Raw genomic sequence first — 16,004 nt, 5'->3', positions numbered from 1 at the left:
ACCAAATACGAAGCATTGTGGAATGGTTAGGTTCTTATATTTTTGCAAACAAAAAGCACGATAATTCGTGCTTTGTTTTGTTAAATTAATCTTGAGTAGAATTCTACTACTAATGAGTCTTGAATTTCAATAGGAACTTCGTCTCTTTCAGGCATTCTTGTTAAAGTTGCTTTTAATCCTTCTTTCTTTTCGATGTAAGGAACAACTCCTAAGAATGTAGATTCAAAGTTTTCTTTGAACATTTCAACTTTTTGTGATTTTTCTCTTAAAGTGATTTCATCTCCAACTTGTACCGCGTATGAAGGTATATCAACTTTCTTTCCATTAACAAGCATATGTCCATGAACTACCATTTGTCTTGCTTGTCTAATTGAAGAAGCAAATCCCATTCTGTAAACAAGATTATCTAATCTTGTTTCTAACATCATAACAAGAGCATCCCCTGTTATACGTTCTTTTTGTCTAAGTGCTTTTTCTACATAAGTTCTGAATTGTTTTTCCATTACTCCATAGTAAGCTCTTAATCTTTGCTTTTCAAGTAATTGTAAACCATATTCTGTTAATTTTTTGTCGTTTCTTGCAAGACCTTTACCCATTCTTTTGTTAGCTTTTGGGTGTCCGCATACGTTTAAGCCTAGTCTTCTTGATTGTTTAAATCTAGGTCCCATCATTTTTGCCATATTTTCATACTCCCCATAAATTATTTGCCGCGATAATTTATAGCCACGGATAAATTATACAACTTTTTTTATCTTTTGTAAATAGCTTTTTTATGTTTTTTTCAATATTTTTCAAATAAAAGCTCCTCCATTTACATTTAAAACATGTCCTGTTATATAAGAAGCCTCTTTTGAAATTAAAAATTTTACAACATTTGCAATTTCTTCTGGCTTAGCAAGTCTTTGTAAAGGAAATTCAGAGCAGTATTCGTCAATACTCTCCTTTGGTAAATTTTTCAACATATCAGTATCAACTCCACCTGGTGCAACTGTATTTACAGTTATACCAGAATACCCAAGCTCCTTTGCAAGAGCCTTATTCATAGAAATAATTGCACCCTTAGTCGCTGAGTAATGTGCTTCAAGTGATCCACCAGTAACTCCCCATATTGAACTTATTCCGATTATCTTTCCATATTTATTATTAATCATTGAAGGAATAGCTCTTTTTATGCAACGATATGAACCATGTACATTTACATTAAAGATATCTTCCCACTCTTCTTCTGTAATATCCTGAAAAAATCTCACACTTGCAATTCCAGCATTATTTATCAAAATATCAACACTTTCAAATACTTTTTCTATTTCATTAAACATATTTTCAACTTCGTTAGTTTTTCTTATATCTGCTCTTATCATCAAGACATTTGGATTATATGTTTTTATTTCTTCAAAAACTTTTTTAGCTTCTACTTCATTTTCTTTGTAGTTTATGACTATATTATAATTTTCTTTTGCCAAAGTCTTTGCAATCGCAGAGCCAATTCCCCTTGATGAGCCAGTTATAAGTACAGTATCTCTTTTCATAATATCTCCTTTAAACACATCCTTAAAATAATATTATATCATAAAAATATTTTTAATATAAGACTTTTATAAATTTATATTCTGTGATATAATAATTCTATAAATTACAAAAAAAATATGATTATAATTTATCAATTTAAAGATTGTTTAATTAAATAACAAAGAACTTGAGAACAAAAATAGTGCAATTATATAATATGTACTCACTAAAAAATATTTAAAGGGGGGATTTAAAATGGATGCTAATTTAATCTTACGTATATTATTTGTAATAGCGATAGCAAGACTTGCGTATGTGGAAACTAAATTATATAAAATGGATAAATCTGCAAGACCGACTAAATATTTTGTTTGTATCGGGTATATCCTATTAGCTTTAGTATTACTATTTGCTATATATAAAGTATTTTTTATGCGTTAAATTTCTTTTAAAAATATCTTTATAAAATATATCTATAAAATCCATTTTTACTTTGTTTACATCGTATTTATGGATTTTTTTACTTTCAATAAAATATCATTTTATAATAGATATTAATTAAGTATATTAAAAAAATATAAAACAAAAATTTTAGTTTCAATTTAGGTATTTAATGAAAAAATATGGTATAATATAAGTAACGTTATATTTACATTTTATGTAATTATAAAAAATGTTAGGGAGGTATTTGTATGAAGTTAAAATTTATAGGTAAAAACATTGAAGTTACTGATGCTTTGAGAGAAATTACTGCTAAAAAATTTGAAAAATTGGATAAATTTTTCTCTAAAGATATCGAAGGTAAAGTTACTTACAGTGCAGTTAAAAATGATAAAATTTTTGAAGCTACAATTTATTTACCAAACAGTACAATACTTAGAGCAGAAGAAAGTACAAATGATATGTACACTTCAATAGATATAGTTTTGGATAATCTTGAAAGACAAATAAGGAAAAACAAAACTAAATTACAGAAGAAATATCAAGCATTAGAAACTATAAGATTTGAAAAAATAGCTGAACCTTTGGAAGAAGAAGAATCAAAAATTGTAAGAGTTAAAAACTTTGACGTAGCTACAATGTCTGAAGAAGAAGCCATTTTACAAATAGAACTTTTAAACCATGACTTTTTCATTTTCAAAAATGCAAAAGATTATAAAACAAATGTTCTTTATAAAAGAAAAGATGGACATTATGGTTTAATAATAGCTGATTAAGTAATAAAATAAGTTTTAATAAGAACCCCACCCTTCCACGATTCTTCGCATCGGGTGGGTGCCCGGGAACCTTGTTGTTTCACAATAAAAATCGCAGATTAGATTCTGCGATTTTTTTGCGGAAATTTTATACTTTAAAGAGTATTTTTCTATACAAAGCTTCTTGATATCCTAGGGGCTTTAGGAGATTTCACTACTACACTCAGCAACGCTTCGTTTCGGTAGAAATGGCGTGTTGGGAGCATTACTTTGCAAATTATTATGACTTGAAATTTTTTTGCTTTTTAGACAATTTTTTACTTTTTAAAAGTTATAAAAAAGTCAACAATCTCTCAGTTGTTGACCTTTTTAACCTAGTTTTTACTTAATATTTTTTCCAAAGACTCTAAATCTTTTTCTCTTGTAAAATACATATCTTCATCTCCATCAACAGTATTGTATTTTACAATAGAATAATCTTTATATCTATATATTATAGTACCACCATCTTTATAAATTTCAGTCGTGCATTTTTTGTCTTCTTTATCTTTTTCGAGTTTTTCAATAAGTTTATCCTCATCAAAAATTCCTTTTGAAATAGCATCTTCTGCAGAATACTCTTTTCCATCTAATTTTATCGTAAAATTCATTCCAACAGTATAGATATCAAAGGACATTTTATCTCCTTTAGATACAACTTTTTTCACATCGTTATTTCCCAAATCTTTTGCAATAAAATTCAAACCCTTTTCTTCTTTTTTTTCTTCAGGTTTTTCTTTTGGTTTTTCTTCAGGCTTTTTTTCTGAATTATCTTCTTTAGTGTTTTCTTTAACTTTTTTCTCTTTTACATTTACTTGACTATTATCTTTCGATTTTTCTTCAGATTGTTCCTTTGGCTTACAAGAAACAAGAGCTCCACAAAAACAAATCGCTAATGCTGTAATTAGAAATCTTTTTTTCATAGATATCCTCCTTTATTATGTTAACTCAGTTTACCAAATATAACAAAAAAAGTCAAATAGAAATCTTCTACTTAACTTTTTATATCAATTTTTAAATTATATTAGTGGATAATATAATATAGAATTAAAATTACACCAAGTACTATTCTATAATATCCAAAGACTTTGAAGTCATGCTTTTTAATATATTTCATCAACATTTTGATTGCCATAACAGAAACCACAAATGCCACTAACATTCCAAGTAATAAGATGAAAAATTGGAAAAAGTTAAATGCAAAGCCAAATTTTCTAAGTTTTAATAAACTTGCTCCAAACATAACTGGAATTGACATAAAAAATGAAAATTCTGCAGCCAAACTTCTTGAAAGTCCAAGAATCAATGCACCAATAATCGTAGCTCCTGATCTTGAAGTTCCCGGAATTAAACTTAAAACTTGAAAACATCCTACATAAAAAGCTAGTGAATAACTTAAATCTTCAAATCTTTTTACATTTTGTTTCTTTAAATTTGGATTGTTCTCAACAACTATAAATAAAATACCATATAAAACTAAAGTAAACGCAACTGTAGGGAAATTATAAAAATATTTTTCCAAAGTTTTATCAAAAAGTACTCCCAACACTCCTGCAGGAATAACTCCGACAATAACCTTTAACCACATATTAATTGTATCTTTTTGTTGTTCCTTAGTTTTCTTTTTAGAAAAAGGATTCAACTTATTAAAATACATAATTACTACTGCAAGAATCGCCCCAAGTTGAATAACAACTAAAAACATCTCCTTAAATTCAGCAGACTGATTTAATTTCAAAAATTCGTCAACTAAAATCATATGACCCGTACTGCTGACAGGTAACCATTCTGTAATTCCTTCAACAATACCTAAAATAATGACTTTAATTATATCAAAAAACCACATAATATTTCTCCTTAATAATAAATATACAATCAAAGTTTACCACATTTTGCTAAATTTGAAAAGGTCTTTTAGTATATTTATTTATTTTTACAGTTAACTTAATTTTTAGGATAAAAAAATTGGCATGAACAAGCACACCAATTTCTACTTATCTAATTTTTCTTTTAAATTCTAAAGCTTTTGTCAAAGCTTTATTTTTACATAAAATATAAAAAACAGGAACTCCTACTGCGTAGATAACTAAAGCCTCTGAAAGCATTAGTTCCCCTAATATACCCCAAAATCCTACCGGGTTTGGCAACATAAGATATATTTCCAATGCTATTGGAACCATTCCTACAATTACAGGAACTAAACAAGCTAAATAGAAGTTTTTGATTTTAGTCATAATCAATGCAACTACAAAAGTTGCCAAAGTTCCGACAACCATATCGACAATTCCTACTGTACTTGCAATATTTGCTAAAAAACAACCTAATGTTACCCCTATTGTGTATTCCGGATTAAAAAATGGCAAAATTGCTAAAGTTTCTGAAAGTCTAAATTGTAAACTTCCATATCCCAATCCAAAAGATTCTGAAATAATTGTTAAAACAACATAAATTGCTGCAACCATTCCCTGTCTTGTAATTTTTTTTACGTCCATATTTCCTCCTTTTTGGAGTGCTTTGTTCAACAAAAAAAGGGCACAGTGCCCCAGCACTTGATTTTTAAAGTGGGTGCCAAGCAAAACACTAATCTTTTAAATTTAATTTCTATAAAAATTACCGTATAATTTTAACATAAAAAAAATATTTTTTCAACAAAAAAAGTGGTGATATTACCACTTTTTATAATTTATTTTTATTGCAAAGCAACAAGGTTCCCGGGCACCCACCCGATGCAAAAGTATCGTGGGAGGGTGAGGTTCTTATTTAGATAATTGGTCAAATGCTTCTAAAGCCTTTGCTCCATAGACCGTTGAAGGTCCACCGCCCATAACAACTGCAACTGAAATAATTTCTGCAATTTCTTCTCTCGTAACTTTTAAATTAATAAGATTTCTTACATGGGCTTCAATACAGCCTTCACAACGAACAGCAATTGCAATTCCAAGTGTTATAAATTCTTTTTCTTTTACAGTTAATGCCCCATCTTTGAAAACTTCTCCAGAAAAATTTCTAAAAGCTTTTATTTCATTAGGTAGAGCTCCTGCTAAATTCTTTGAATTTTCAACTACATTTTCTAATCCTTTTACATGATCCATCTTAAAAGACCTCCTTATATATTTTTGTATAATATAACATACCCAGCTTTAATTAAATTTAATTACTAATAAGTTATAATGTTTTCTTATGGATATATGTAAAATTATTTTATTCAAAAAAACGGAGATTTTTAACTCTCCGTTTCATCAATTTTCTTTTCAAAATTTGCAATTTCTTTTGCTACAAATTCTTTTGTCTTTAGATTTAATTTTTCATATAAGTCTAGTAATTCTCTCGCTTCTGGTGTGAGTGTTGATCCACCGCCACCTTTTCCCCCGATTTTTCCAACAAGAAGTTTACAGTTTAAATCTTTTTCAGAGCGAACTATCATTTTGTAAGCTTTAGAATATGCCATTCGCATTTCTTTACATGCCCTATTAACTGACTTATATTCATCAATCAACAAAAGTAGTCTGTATAACCCATTTCCAAACGAATAATCTTCATTATACAAAGTTAATTTTACATTAATTTTTTTTGGAAATTCCAACATAATTACAACTCCTATTCTTTATAAGCAAGATAATAACTAATAGCTACTATACTTCCTCCAATTATATTTCCTATTGTAACAGGAATTAAATCATATATAACTGCACCGGCACTTATATCTGATATTATAAAAGAATATGAAAGATAGAACATATTCGCAATGCTATGCTCAAATCCACAAATCAAAAATAATATAACAGATATTGCACAGGCACAGAATTTTGAAACTCCATCTTTACATGCATAGGACATCCAAACACCCAAGCAAACAAAAATATTACATCCTATTCCCTTGAATAAAAGAACTGTAAAACTTTCTGTAGTTTTTGCAACAGTAATTTTATGTAAAAACGCAAGCATTTCCGGTGTCATAACACTTGCGAAATAAACAACTAGTGATACAAAAATTGAACCGACAAAGTTAAATAGGTAAACAAATACCCAATTTCTAAACATCTTTGGAAATGTAATTCTCTTTCCTAATGCAGGAGCTAACATCAAAACATTTCCTGTAAATAAATCAGCACCAGCAACAACTACAGCAAAAAGCCCAAAAGAGAAACAAATCCCTGAAATAAATTTTCCATAAGTTGCGTTTAAACTCGCCATTCCCGTATTAACAACTACATAAGAAAGTCCGCTCAATGCAATAAACAATCCTGCTAAAAATGCTAAAACCAGCATTTTATATAACTTATAACTAGCCTTTCCCTCTCCAATTTTATACAATGATTCCAACAATTCTGATTTTCCTATAACTCCCATAATGTCCTCCTATCTTTATAAAAAAACAGAAATCTATCAAAAGTCGATAGTATAAAAATTATTTTTTCTTAAAATAAGATTTAATAGTTTCTATAATATTCATAATCATATCTACTTTGTCGACCATCATATCGACATTTTCTCTAATGTCTAGTGTAGTATCAACAACTTGTTCTGCAACAAATCTAGTAGATGTTGTAACATCATCAGTAATATCTCTTACATTTTCAAGAGTTAAATTGATGTTTTCGACACTCTCAGTTATATTATCCTTTGTATCGGCTAAAATTTCATCTGTCTTTTCAAGAATTTCATTAGCATTAGCAATAGCCTTATCAGCATTTTCAACTAAACTTGGCAATTTTTCGGCACTTGAAACTAATCCTTCTTCGCTCTTTTCCAAAATCGTATTTATTTTTCCAAAAACCTTTATCAATTTAATAAAGAAACAAATACATGCTAACAAGCAAACTATCGCTACTAAATAAAGAATAACTCTTAAAGTTAAATCTAAATCAATAGTTACCATTTTTCCCTCACTATTCTTCTGTTGTTTCAGCTATCTCTGTAACATCTATTTCGTCAACTTCAGGAGATATTTCAGTCATATTTCTATTAGCGAAATTATCATATTTTTCTCCAACAGCTTCTTTAACTTCTCTAGCTTTTTCAGCTACAGCCTTAACTGCACAATTCACATTTTCACTTACATATCCAACGCCCTCTTTAGTTGCTTTGACAATATCTTCTCTTGTTTCTTTTCCTGACTTAGGAGCAAACAAGATTCCAACTCCTGCACCAACAGCAACTCCTGCAGCAATTTTTGCAGCACTTGTTAATTTTTCTTTTCTTATTTTTCTTCTAACTTCTCTTTCTTTTTCTAAACGTCTTTGTTCAATATACTTTACTAAGCTCATAAAAAACCTCCTAATTATTATTTATTAATAAAGTCTTTTGGTCCCTGTCATTATATAAACCTTCATATTTGAAGGTGGGCAAACTGTCTTAAATCTCACGGTTTCTCCATAACAGAGCTGCCATCAAAGTAAGAACTCCGTAATCCCTTATAAATTCTGTAGGCATAATCAGACAGGAACCTTAGACAATATTATTATAACACACTTTAGTTCAAAAAGGTAGTACTAAATAAAAATGAATAAAAAATAATGGAGAATTAAACCTCCATTATTTTAAAAATTTTCTAAAAAATTAGATTAAAAAAATTTATTTTAAACCTCTAAACTTATCTATTTTAATTTGCTTATTATCAATTCCTTTTTCTTTTAGATATTTACTCATTGATTCAACATCATCTGGCTGTCCAGTTAAAATATAAATTGCTTTATTTCCATATTTGTTTACAGCCTCTTCTAGTTTTTCCTTACTTTGTTCAAGGCTATTACTTCTACTATAATTTAACTTTTCATTTTTTGAAGATAAATCTGACAGTTCGTTATCAAAAGCCAAAACATTTTTATCAAAATGATTTAAAATAATTTCCCTCTTCCCTGCCCACTCTTTTACAATAGGCCTTATAGTAGCAATACCTACATCTGATCCAAAAAGTACAAGTGGTGAATTTTCATCTTTAATTTTTAATTTAGAGCCTATCCAACTTATTTTTACTTCTGAACCTTGTGATAAACTTGTTAAATTTTTCTTAAAAGCACTTCCGCTATTTTTTGTTAGTAATACAAGTTCATCTTCATTATCTAAACTTGTAATAGTTAACCAACGTATTCTTTTATCTTTCTTTTCAACTTCTGGCAAAGTAATCTTTGCATAAGAGCCTGCTGTCCAACCCTTCTTTTGAGGTTTTGTTAAACGAATTAGATATACATTTCCACCAGTATTTTCAATTGATTTTACTTGTAATATTTCTGTACTACCAAGATATGATATTATTCCCCAAGTAATAAAGCAAGCAATAGTACCAATTACTAAGATTGATATTAAAATTTTTAACATTTTTGAACGTCCTTTCATAATTTTTCCTTTCATTTTATAATAATAGAATTTATTTTATAAATGAATGAACAAAAGCGAAAATTCATTCATTTAGTTTCTTAAAAAAAGAACTCTACTCATTATTTTTCAAGTCCTTTTACAAAATAAGTTGCCAAAAGTTCTATTGTTTTACTTATTTCTGGAAATTCATTTTCAGTGATATGTGTATCCATATAGTAAAAAAGTTTATAAACTTTAAGAACTTCTTGAATTTTTTCCTCTGAATAATTTTCAGCCAACATACGATTAGTAAAAGTATCCACTAAAAATTTATGGAATGGATTCCTATCTTGTCCATCTTTGGAATAATAGTAATTATGCAATTCAGTAGAAATAATTGGATTATACCATTCTCTAAGAATTTTATTTGAAGAAACGAATTTTCGGCTCAAAGCAAAAATTTGAACTACAAGCTCTCCCATATCTCCTTTCCAGTCAATTTCATCAATCATAACTTGTCGTACACGATTATTTTCATCAACATAGACATCTAAAAATATTTCTTCCTTGCTATCATAATAATTATAAAAAGAACCCACAGCCATTCCAGCTTTTTTTGCTATTTCAGAAATGCCCGTAGCTTTATAGCCTTTTTTTGAAAAAACATTATATGCTGATTTTTTCAAAAGAATTTTTTTATCCTCTGACATAGGTTTATCTCCTTTCTTTAAAATATGATATGAATGAATTTATTTTTATATTCATTCATATCATATCAATTTATTTCATTTATGTCAATAGAAAATTATAAAAATATTTTTAATAAAAAAGACGATATTCCTATCGCCTAATTTTTTATTCATTATCCACTAACATCATTTTTTCTCTTTCATATCCGATTTTAACTCTATAGTAGCCTTTTAATTTTTTATCCACTTCTTCATCCATTGTGTAAGCTACTAGATGTCTTGATGTTATACTCTCCAATTTCCCATTTGTCGCAATTATTATAATGTCTCTTTTGTCTATCTTTCTTAAAACATTTGCACTTAATTGTTGATTTCCACGACCGAAAACATAGCCTTGACCACCCATTGGGGTTACAATCAAAATAGCTCTTTCATCTCCTATTATTTCAAGTATGTCTTTTTCGCTACAATCTTTTTTCACAAGTTTTTTATTTTTTATTATATCGACACCCAATACAGTGTACGGTAAGTCCAATTCTTTCATAATGTACATAGGAGTTGTTCCTGATCCAATTATATAAAAGATATCATCTTTCATATCATCAATTATATCACATGCAATTGAAACTTGAGCATCGCTATCTGATTGAGGAGTTTGTGATTTTTTGTTTTGTAAATATCTTTGATCAAAAGGTACTTTTAAATAACCGTAAAGTCTAACTTCTACTCTATCATCTCTAAATGCATCTTCGTCAATATCCACAACATCTTTTTCAATTACAGGTAGTTCAACACCATTTATAACTTCAAAAAGCAGACTTCCAGCTTGTTCAGGAGTATTGCCATAAACAGGTGAATGAATTTTTACTCCTGCAGGAACTCCGATTACAGCTATTTTATCTTCGATAATGGAATAAACATCTCTTGCGGTTCCATCTCCACCTACAAAGAAAATCAAATCAATACCATTTTCTAAAAAGTATTTCAAAAGCTCTCTTGAATCTGTAACTGAAGATTTTTCAGCTGAATTATAGACAACTTCATAATTTAGTCCAAGCTCTTTACATTCATCTTCTCCCATTAGACCACTTGCAGTATAAATTTTAAACTTATCTTTTAATTCAACAACTTTAGCTAAAGCTTTCTTTGCCTTTTCAGGAGCCTCTTGAACAGCACCAAGTGAAATTGCTTTTTCTAAAATATCTGCTCCATCAGTTCCTTTAAGTCCCACTCTACCACCCATTCCAGCAATAGGATTTACCAAAAGTCCAATTTTTTTCATAATGTCCTCCTCTATTTGCTCATCTAATTATTTATTATGTAATTATTTTATAAAAATTTTATACCCTAAAAACATCAAATGTAAAAATACCTTCATTCATAGTTTTATACACTTTCTAATTAGTCATATATGAATTAGCTTGTAGTTAAGAAAAATATATATGGTGCTGTAAATATTGCTATGGATAATGCTAATTTTTTCTTATTTTCTTCTTCTATATCAAGTTTTGAAAATGTAAATCTTTTATTTAATTGATAATTTATAATCCTTACCAATAGGATTATAGAACTCAAGAATAGCAATGAAAATACATTCGAAAAAGGATTTCTTTGTAAAGCATTTAGAAATATATTTTTATACCAATGATAAAATTCTGGATTGGTACTAGTAATACTCTCTATTCCAAAACCTCCTAAATATATAAATACAATAACAATTAAATCACATAAAAAGTTAAAACAAGTTAGTTTTATTATTGTTTTTACGAAGATTGAAAAGCAATCATTTATTTTCAAACGATACATAGATATATAAATTACTATTGAGCATAAGATAGCAGTTATTGGTATAATAGCAATCCAAGAAACAGGGAATACCCAAAAAACATATATTGGTATATCAAGATCAAGATCTATTAGACCGCCTTTAAAAAATAGAATTGAAAAAAAACTATATATAGATAATATATTCATTTTTACCTCCTTTTTAAGAAGTGAGAGAATTTACTTCTCCCACTTCATTTTTTCTATTTTTTGATGCAGAAATTTTTTCATCAACTTTTCCATCTTTATTTTTATCTATTTGCAAAACTGTATCTTTATCTTTGTTTATTCCGGTTCTAATTACCATATCCTTTGTAACAGATATTTCAAAAGTTCTTTCATCCAATAATTTATCATTTCTATCAAAATATCTTATTGTATAACTCATATTCTCTATATCTTTTATGATTAGTCATATATGAATAGTTCTATAGGAAAAAGAAATATATATGGTGCTGTAAATATTGCTGTGGCTAGTGCTAATTTTTTCTTATTTTCTTCTTCTATATCAAGTTTTGAAAATGTAAATCTTTTATTCAACTTATAATTTAAAATCATTAATAATAGGATAATGGAACACAACAGTAATAATGCAAATATATTCGAAAATGGATTTCTTTCCAATGCTCTTAGAAATATATTTTTATACCAATGATAAAAATCTGATTTTGGATTAATAAAATCTTGTCTTGTTTCAAGTAAGAGTAAAAATCCAACAACAATTAAATCGCATAATACTCTAAAAAAAATTACTTTTATTATTGTTTTTCCAAGTATTTTCAAACGATTATTTATTTTCAAACGTAACATAGATATATACATTACTATTGAACATAATACAGCAGTAATTGGTATAATAGCAATCCAACAAACAGGAAATAACCAAAAAGCCCATAATGGTATGACAAGATCAAGATCTATTATGCCACCTTTAAAAAATAAAATTGAAAAAAAACTATATATGGATAATATATTCATTTTTAACTCCTTTTTTATGAAGTGAGAGAATTTACTTCTCCCACTATCTTTATTTATGTTCTAATTACCATATCCTTTGTAACAGATATTTCAAAAGTTCTTTCATCCAATAATTTATCATTTCTATCAAAATATCTTATTGTGTAACTCTTAATTACTATATCTTTTCTGGTTAGTCATATATGAATTATCCTAGAGGAATAAGAAATATATATGGTGCTGTAAATATTGCTGTGGCTAGTGCTAATTTTTTCTTGTTTTCTTCTTCTATTTCAAGCTTTGAAAATGTAAATCTTTTATTCAACTTATAATTTATAATCCTTAATAATATGATTATAGAACACAACAGTAATAATGCAAATACATTCGAAAACGGATTTCTTTCCAATGCTCTTAGAAATATATTTTTATACCAATGATAAAAATCTGATTTTGGATTAATAAAATCTTGTCCTGATTCAAGTGTATATATAAGTACAACGACAATATAATCACATAAAAAGCTAAAAAAAGTTGCCTTTATTATTGTTTTTCTAAGTATTTTAGAACGATTATTTATTTTCAAATATCGTAAAGATAAATACATTACTATTGAACATAATATAGCAGTAATTGGTATAATAGCAATCCAACAAGGAGGAAATGCCCAAAAAGCCCATAATGGTATGATAAAATCAAATTCTCCATAATCACCTGGCAAAAATAAAATTGAAAAAAAACTATATATAGATAATATATTCATTTTTACCTCCTTTTTGAGAAGTGAGAGAATTTACTTCTCCCACTTGATTTTTTCTATTTTTTAATATTTTCATTTTTTGATGCAGAAATCTTTTCATCAACTTTTCCATCTTTATTTTTATCAACTTGAAGGACTAGATTTTTTTCAATTACACTCATCAAAAAAAACATATTATTTAACCATTTATTTAAAAGAAAAATATATGGTGCTATAAATATTACTAAAGCTAATACCGACTTTTTCTTGTTTTTCCGCTCTAGATAAAAGTATTTTTAAATGAAAAGAAAAATATATATGGTGCTGTAAATATTGCTGTGGCTAGTGCTAATTTTTTCTTGTTTTCTTCTTCTATATCAAGTTTTGAAAATGTAAATTTTTTATTCAATTTATAATTTAACACCCTTGATAATAGAATCGTAAAACTCAATACTAAAAAAGCAAATATATTTCCAAATACGTTTTTTCCTAAACTATCTAAAAAAATATTTTTATACCAGTGATAAAAATTTGATGTCGGACTAATAAATATTATTCCACCCCATGCAACTAACAATAACATTACAACAACAATTATATCACATAAAAACCCAAAAAAAGTTACTTTTATTATTGTTTTTCTAAGTTTTTTTAATGGATTATCTATTTTTAAATATAACATAATAAGGTATGATGCTATTGAATAAAATACAGTTACTATAGGTATAACAAAAGGCCAAAATATTGGTAATTCCCAAAAAAACCATAGTGGAAGTATATCATCAAATAATGAAAAATCCTTCGGCAAAAATAGAATTGAAAAAAAACTATATATAGATAATATATTCATTTTTAACTCCTTTTTAAGAAGTGAGAGAAGTAAATTCTCCCACTTCATTTTTTTCTATTTTTTAATATTTTCATTTTTTGATGCAGAAATCTTTTCATCAACTTTTCCATCTTTGTTTTTATCTATTTGTAAAACTGTATCTTTATCTTTGTTTATTCCTGTTCTAATTACCATATCTTTTGTAACAGATATTTCAAAAGTTCTTTCATCCAATAATTTATCATTCCTATCAAAATATCTTATTGTGTACCTCATAGTTCCTGTGTCTTTTCCGATTAATTTTATATTTATATCTGAATTTTCATCTAAACATAGCATCTTTGTATCTCTTTTTCTACCTAAAAGATCTAATCTTCCATATTTTGCTTTTAGTTTTAAATTATTTTTATCTGAAGATAGTACTTCATTACCCTTCGTTGTTGTTATATCTACCGGACCGGATACTCTTATTACGGCATAGTATTGTTCAGCAAGACTTTCCTCTGACAAATCAACAGTGGATTTGTCATTTTGAAGACTCCACTTTTCCAATGACTTTTTATCTGAATTACTTGATAATACATCTAATATCCAATCTATACATTCTTTCTTTTCTATAACATCTCCATGATTTGCATTTGCAACTTTCGTTCTTGAATAATATTGAGGTTTATCTAATTGCTCTGAGATACTTGCTGAATAATATGGTACCGTTCCATCTCCCAATGTACTGTAATTCAAATCAGTTTCATAGTATCTTCTATCCACCCCATCATAATTTTCTTCTAATCTAGAATATTGAAATTTTATTGAGGTAATAGTCTTTTGATTTGTTCCTATAAGAAAATACGATTTATCATAGTTAAGTAATTTATTGTGTCCATTTTCTAAAATACTATTTTGAAAATTTACGGCAGATGAATATCTTTCTTTTCCAAATATTCTATTGCAGTGTCTCTTTACATATTCTTTATAGCTTAAATCATAATCTCCAATATTGAAAGGTAGCCAAGAGTCTTGTTTCATAGGGAATTTACTTACATAATTTTTAGTAGGCATAAGCTCAACAACTCCATCAAATGAAGATTTTATTTTTCTTGTCATTCCTCCTAAAGTTCCAAGCACTAAATCGTAAAAATCTCTTTTTCCCATATTATCTTGAGGTTTGCCTAAAACATCCCAGTTCATAACTGCATTAATAAGACTAGGAGCCCCTTCATAAGGTGTACCACAGGTAATTATTTTATCCACTTTTCCACTGCCATATTTTGAATAATATGATGAAGCAACAAGTCCCCCCATAGAGTGTGCAACTATATCAACTTTCGTTTTTCCTGTTTCTTGTAAAATTTTTTGAATTTCTTTGTTCAGTTTTTCAGCACTTATTGAGTTACTTTTTCTCCAGTCATAGCTAAAAACATAGACTTCTCTGTTTGGAAATTTTTTACAAATACTATCTACCAATGTTTTATATGTACCATCAGCTCCATATTCACGTTCATAACCACCTTTAGCTCCTTCACTATATTTTTGTTGATTTTCACATGAACGGACAAATAAATGATTTTCTGCTTTTAATCTTTTTCTCAACATTATAATATCATAAAGGAACCACCCCGCATTAGGCTCCCAAGCCTTTGTATTATCATTACAGTCTTCACTTGTAAACAATCTGCTTCCCATAATTCCCGGAATTATTATAATTGGATTTGTGCCCTCTGTGCTATAATTAGAATTTTCATTATTGTTATTTTGAGCACTGTTATTATTTTCTTGATTAATCCCATTATTTTTTTGGACTTTTTCATTAGCTTTTTCTTCTAATTTGATATTATAATCCTTTGCATACAAATACTGTGGTGCAATTGGAAGTACCAAACATAATGCTAATAAAAATCCTAATATTTTTCTCGTTCTTTTCATAT

21 protein-coding genes are annotated in these 16,004 nt (G+C 27.9%); 2 read left to right on the top strand and 19 right to left on the bottom strand.

Annotated elements, in window-relative coordinates:
• Window positions 1-80 precede the first annotated feature (80 nt).
• Window positions 81-680, bottom strand: a complete 600-nt coding sequence (gene rpsD, locus VJI93_RS03170) for a 30S ribosomal protein S4 (RefSeq protein ID WP_029950238.1) — start codon at window positions 678-680, stop codon at window positions 81-83.
• Between the two features lie 111 nt (window positions 681-791).
• Window positions 792-1,529, bottom strand: coding sequence for an elongation factor P 5-aminopentanone reductase (gene ymfI / locus VJI93_RS03165; protein ID WP_323999224.1), 738 nt, complete (start codon window positions 1,527-1,529; stop codon window positions 792-794).
• A gap of 235 nt (window positions 1,530-1,764) precedes the next feature.
• Here ymfI and VJI93_RS03160 point away from each other — a divergent pair, with 235 nt between their 5' ends.
• Complete coding sequence (locus VJI93_RS03160) at window positions 1,765-1,950, top strand: hypothetical protein (protein ID WP_323999225.1); 186 nt, start codon at window positions 1,765-1,767, stop codon at window positions 1,948-1,950.
• 251 nt (window positions 1,951-2,201) lie between these two features.
• Window positions 2,202-2,726 carry a ribosome hibernation-promoting factor, HPF/YfiA family gene (gene hpf, locus VJI93_RS03155; RefSeq protein WP_323999226.1) on the top strand — a complete coding sequence of 175 codons (525 nt, stop codon included), beginning with the start codon at window positions 2,202-2,204 and terminating at the stop codon, window positions 2,724-2,726.
• Window positions 2,727-3,079: 353 nt separating this feature from the next.
• Here the strand turns inward: hpf and VJI93_RS03150 are convergent, their stop codons facing one another.
• The 17 genes from VJI93_RS03150 to VJI93_RS03070 all read right to left on the bottom strand — a co-directional run bounded on the left by VJI93_RS03150 (window position 3,080) and on the right by VJI93_RS03070 (window position 16,002).
• On the bottom strand, window positions 3,080-3,667 hold the full coding sequence (locus VJI93_RS03150) for a hypothetical protein (RefSeq protein ID WP_323999227.1): 588 nt from the start codon (window positions 3,665-3,667) through the stop codon (window positions 3,080-3,082).
• A gap of 101 nt (window positions 3,668-3,768) precedes the next feature.
• Complete coding sequence (locus VJI93_RS03145; RefSeq protein ID WP_323999228.1) at window positions 3,769-4,590, bottom strand: undecaprenyl-diphosphate phosphatase; 822 nt, start codon at window positions 4,588-4,590, stop codon at window positions 3,769-3,771.
• Between the two features lie 148 nt (window positions 4,591-4,738).
• A complete protein-coding gene (locus VJI93_RS03140; RefSeq protein WP_323999229.1) occupies window positions 4,739-5,236 on the bottom strand; it encodes a QueT transporter family protein in 498 nt (165 codons plus the stop codon).
• Window positions 5,237-5,500: 264 nt separating this feature from the next.
• Window positions 5,501-5,836 (bottom strand): carboxymuconolactone decarboxylase family protein, encoded by a 336-nt coding sequence (locus tag VJI93_RS03135; RefSeq protein ID WP_323999230.1) that lies wholly within the window; start codon window positions 5,834-5,836, stop codon window positions 5,501-5,503.
• Between the two features lie 131 nt (window positions 5,837-5,967).
• The gene (locus VJI93_RS03130; protein ID WP_323999231.1) at window positions 5,968-6,330 is read right to left on the bottom strand and encodes a winged helix-turn-helix domain-containing protein; all 363 of its coding nucleotides are present in this window, start codon (window positions 6,328-6,330) and stop codon (window positions 5,968-5,970) included.
• Window positions 6,331-6,341: 11 nt separating this feature from the next.
• Window positions 6,342-7,094, bottom strand: coding sequence for a formate/nitrite transporter family protein (locus tag VJI93_RS03125; protein WP_323999232.1), 753 nt, complete (start codon window positions 7,092-7,094; stop codon window positions 6,342-6,344).
• A 58-nt stretch (window positions 7,095-7,152) separates the two neighbouring features.
• Window positions 7,153-7,623: a hypothetical protein gene (locus tag VJI93_RS03120; RefSeq protein WP_323999234.1), complete on the bottom strand. Its 471-nt coding sequence runs from the start codon at window positions 7,621-7,623 to the stop codon at window positions 7,153-7,155.
• 10 nt (window positions 7,624-7,633) lie between these two features.
• Window positions 7,634-8,011 (bottom strand): YtxH domain-containing protein, encoded by a 378-nt coding sequence (locus tag VJI93_RS03115; protein ID WP_323999235.1) that lies wholly within the window; start codon window positions 8,009-8,011, stop codon window positions 7,634-7,636.
• Between the two features lie 307 nt (window positions 8,012-8,318).
• Window positions 8,319-9,095, bottom strand: coding sequence for a hypothetical protein (locus VJI93_RS03110; protein WP_324009205.1), 777 nt, complete (start codon window positions 9,093-9,095; stop codon window positions 8,319-8,321).
• Window positions 9,096-9,181: 86 nt separating this feature from the next.
• Window positions 9,182-9,751, bottom strand: coding sequence for a TetR/AcrR family transcriptional regulator (locus VJI93_RS03105; RefSeq protein WP_323999237.1), 570 nt, complete (start codon window positions 9,749-9,751; stop codon window positions 9,182-9,184).
• Window positions 9,752-9,896: 145 nt separating this feature from the next.
• Window positions 9,897-11,012, bottom strand: coding sequence for an ATP-NAD kinase family protein (locus VJI93_RS03100; protein ID WP_323999238.1), 1,116 nt, complete (start codon window positions 11,010-11,012; stop codon window positions 9,897-9,899).
• A gap of 134 nt (window positions 11,013-11,146) precedes the next feature.
• Window positions 11,147-11,704, bottom strand: coding sequence for a hypothetical protein (locus VJI93_RS03095; protein ID WP_323999239.1), 558 nt, complete (start codon window positions 11,702-11,704; stop codon window positions 11,147-11,149).
• A gap of 13 nt (window positions 11,705-11,717) precedes the next feature.
• The gene (locus tag VJI93_RS03090; protein ID WP_323999240.1) at window positions 11,718-11,942 is read right to left on the bottom strand and encodes a hypothetical protein; all 225 of its coding nucleotides are present in this window, start codon (window positions 11,940-11,942) and stop codon (window positions 11,718-11,720) included.
• 20 nt (window positions 11,943-11,962) lie between these two features.
• Window positions 11,963-12,532 (bottom strand): hypothetical protein, encoded by a 570-nt coding sequence (locus VJI93_RS03085; RefSeq protein ID WP_323999241.1) that lies wholly within the window; start codon window positions 12,530-12,532, stop codon window positions 11,963-11,965.
• 187 nt (window positions 12,533-12,719) lie between these two features.
• Window positions 12,720-13,274, bottom strand: coding sequence for a hypothetical protein (locus VJI93_RS03080; RefSeq protein WP_323999242.1), 555 nt, complete (start codon window positions 13,272-13,274; stop codon window positions 12,720-12,722).
• Between the two features lie 256 nt (window positions 13,275-13,530).
• On the bottom strand, window positions 13,531-14,100 hold the full coding sequence (locus VJI93_RS03075) for a hypothetical protein (protein ID WP_323999243.1): 570 nt from the start codon (window positions 14,098-14,100) through the stop codon (window positions 13,531-13,533).
• A gap of 54 nt (window positions 14,101-14,154) precedes the next feature.
• Complete coding sequence (locus VJI93_RS03070) at window positions 14,155-16,002, bottom strand: lipase family alpha/beta hydrolase (RefSeq protein ID WP_323999244.1); 1,848 nt, start codon at window positions 16,000-16,002, stop codon at window positions 14,155-14,157.
• Window positions 16,003-16,004 lie beyond the last annotated feature (2 nt).

Source organism: Parvimonas sp. M20 (assembly GCF_035282425.1).
Taxonomy (GTDB): Bacteria; Bacillota; Clostridia; order Tissierellales; family Peptoniphilaceae; genus Parvimonas.
Note: the sequence above shows the minus strand (reverse complement) of the source record. Positions and strands in the feature narration are given on the sequence as shown.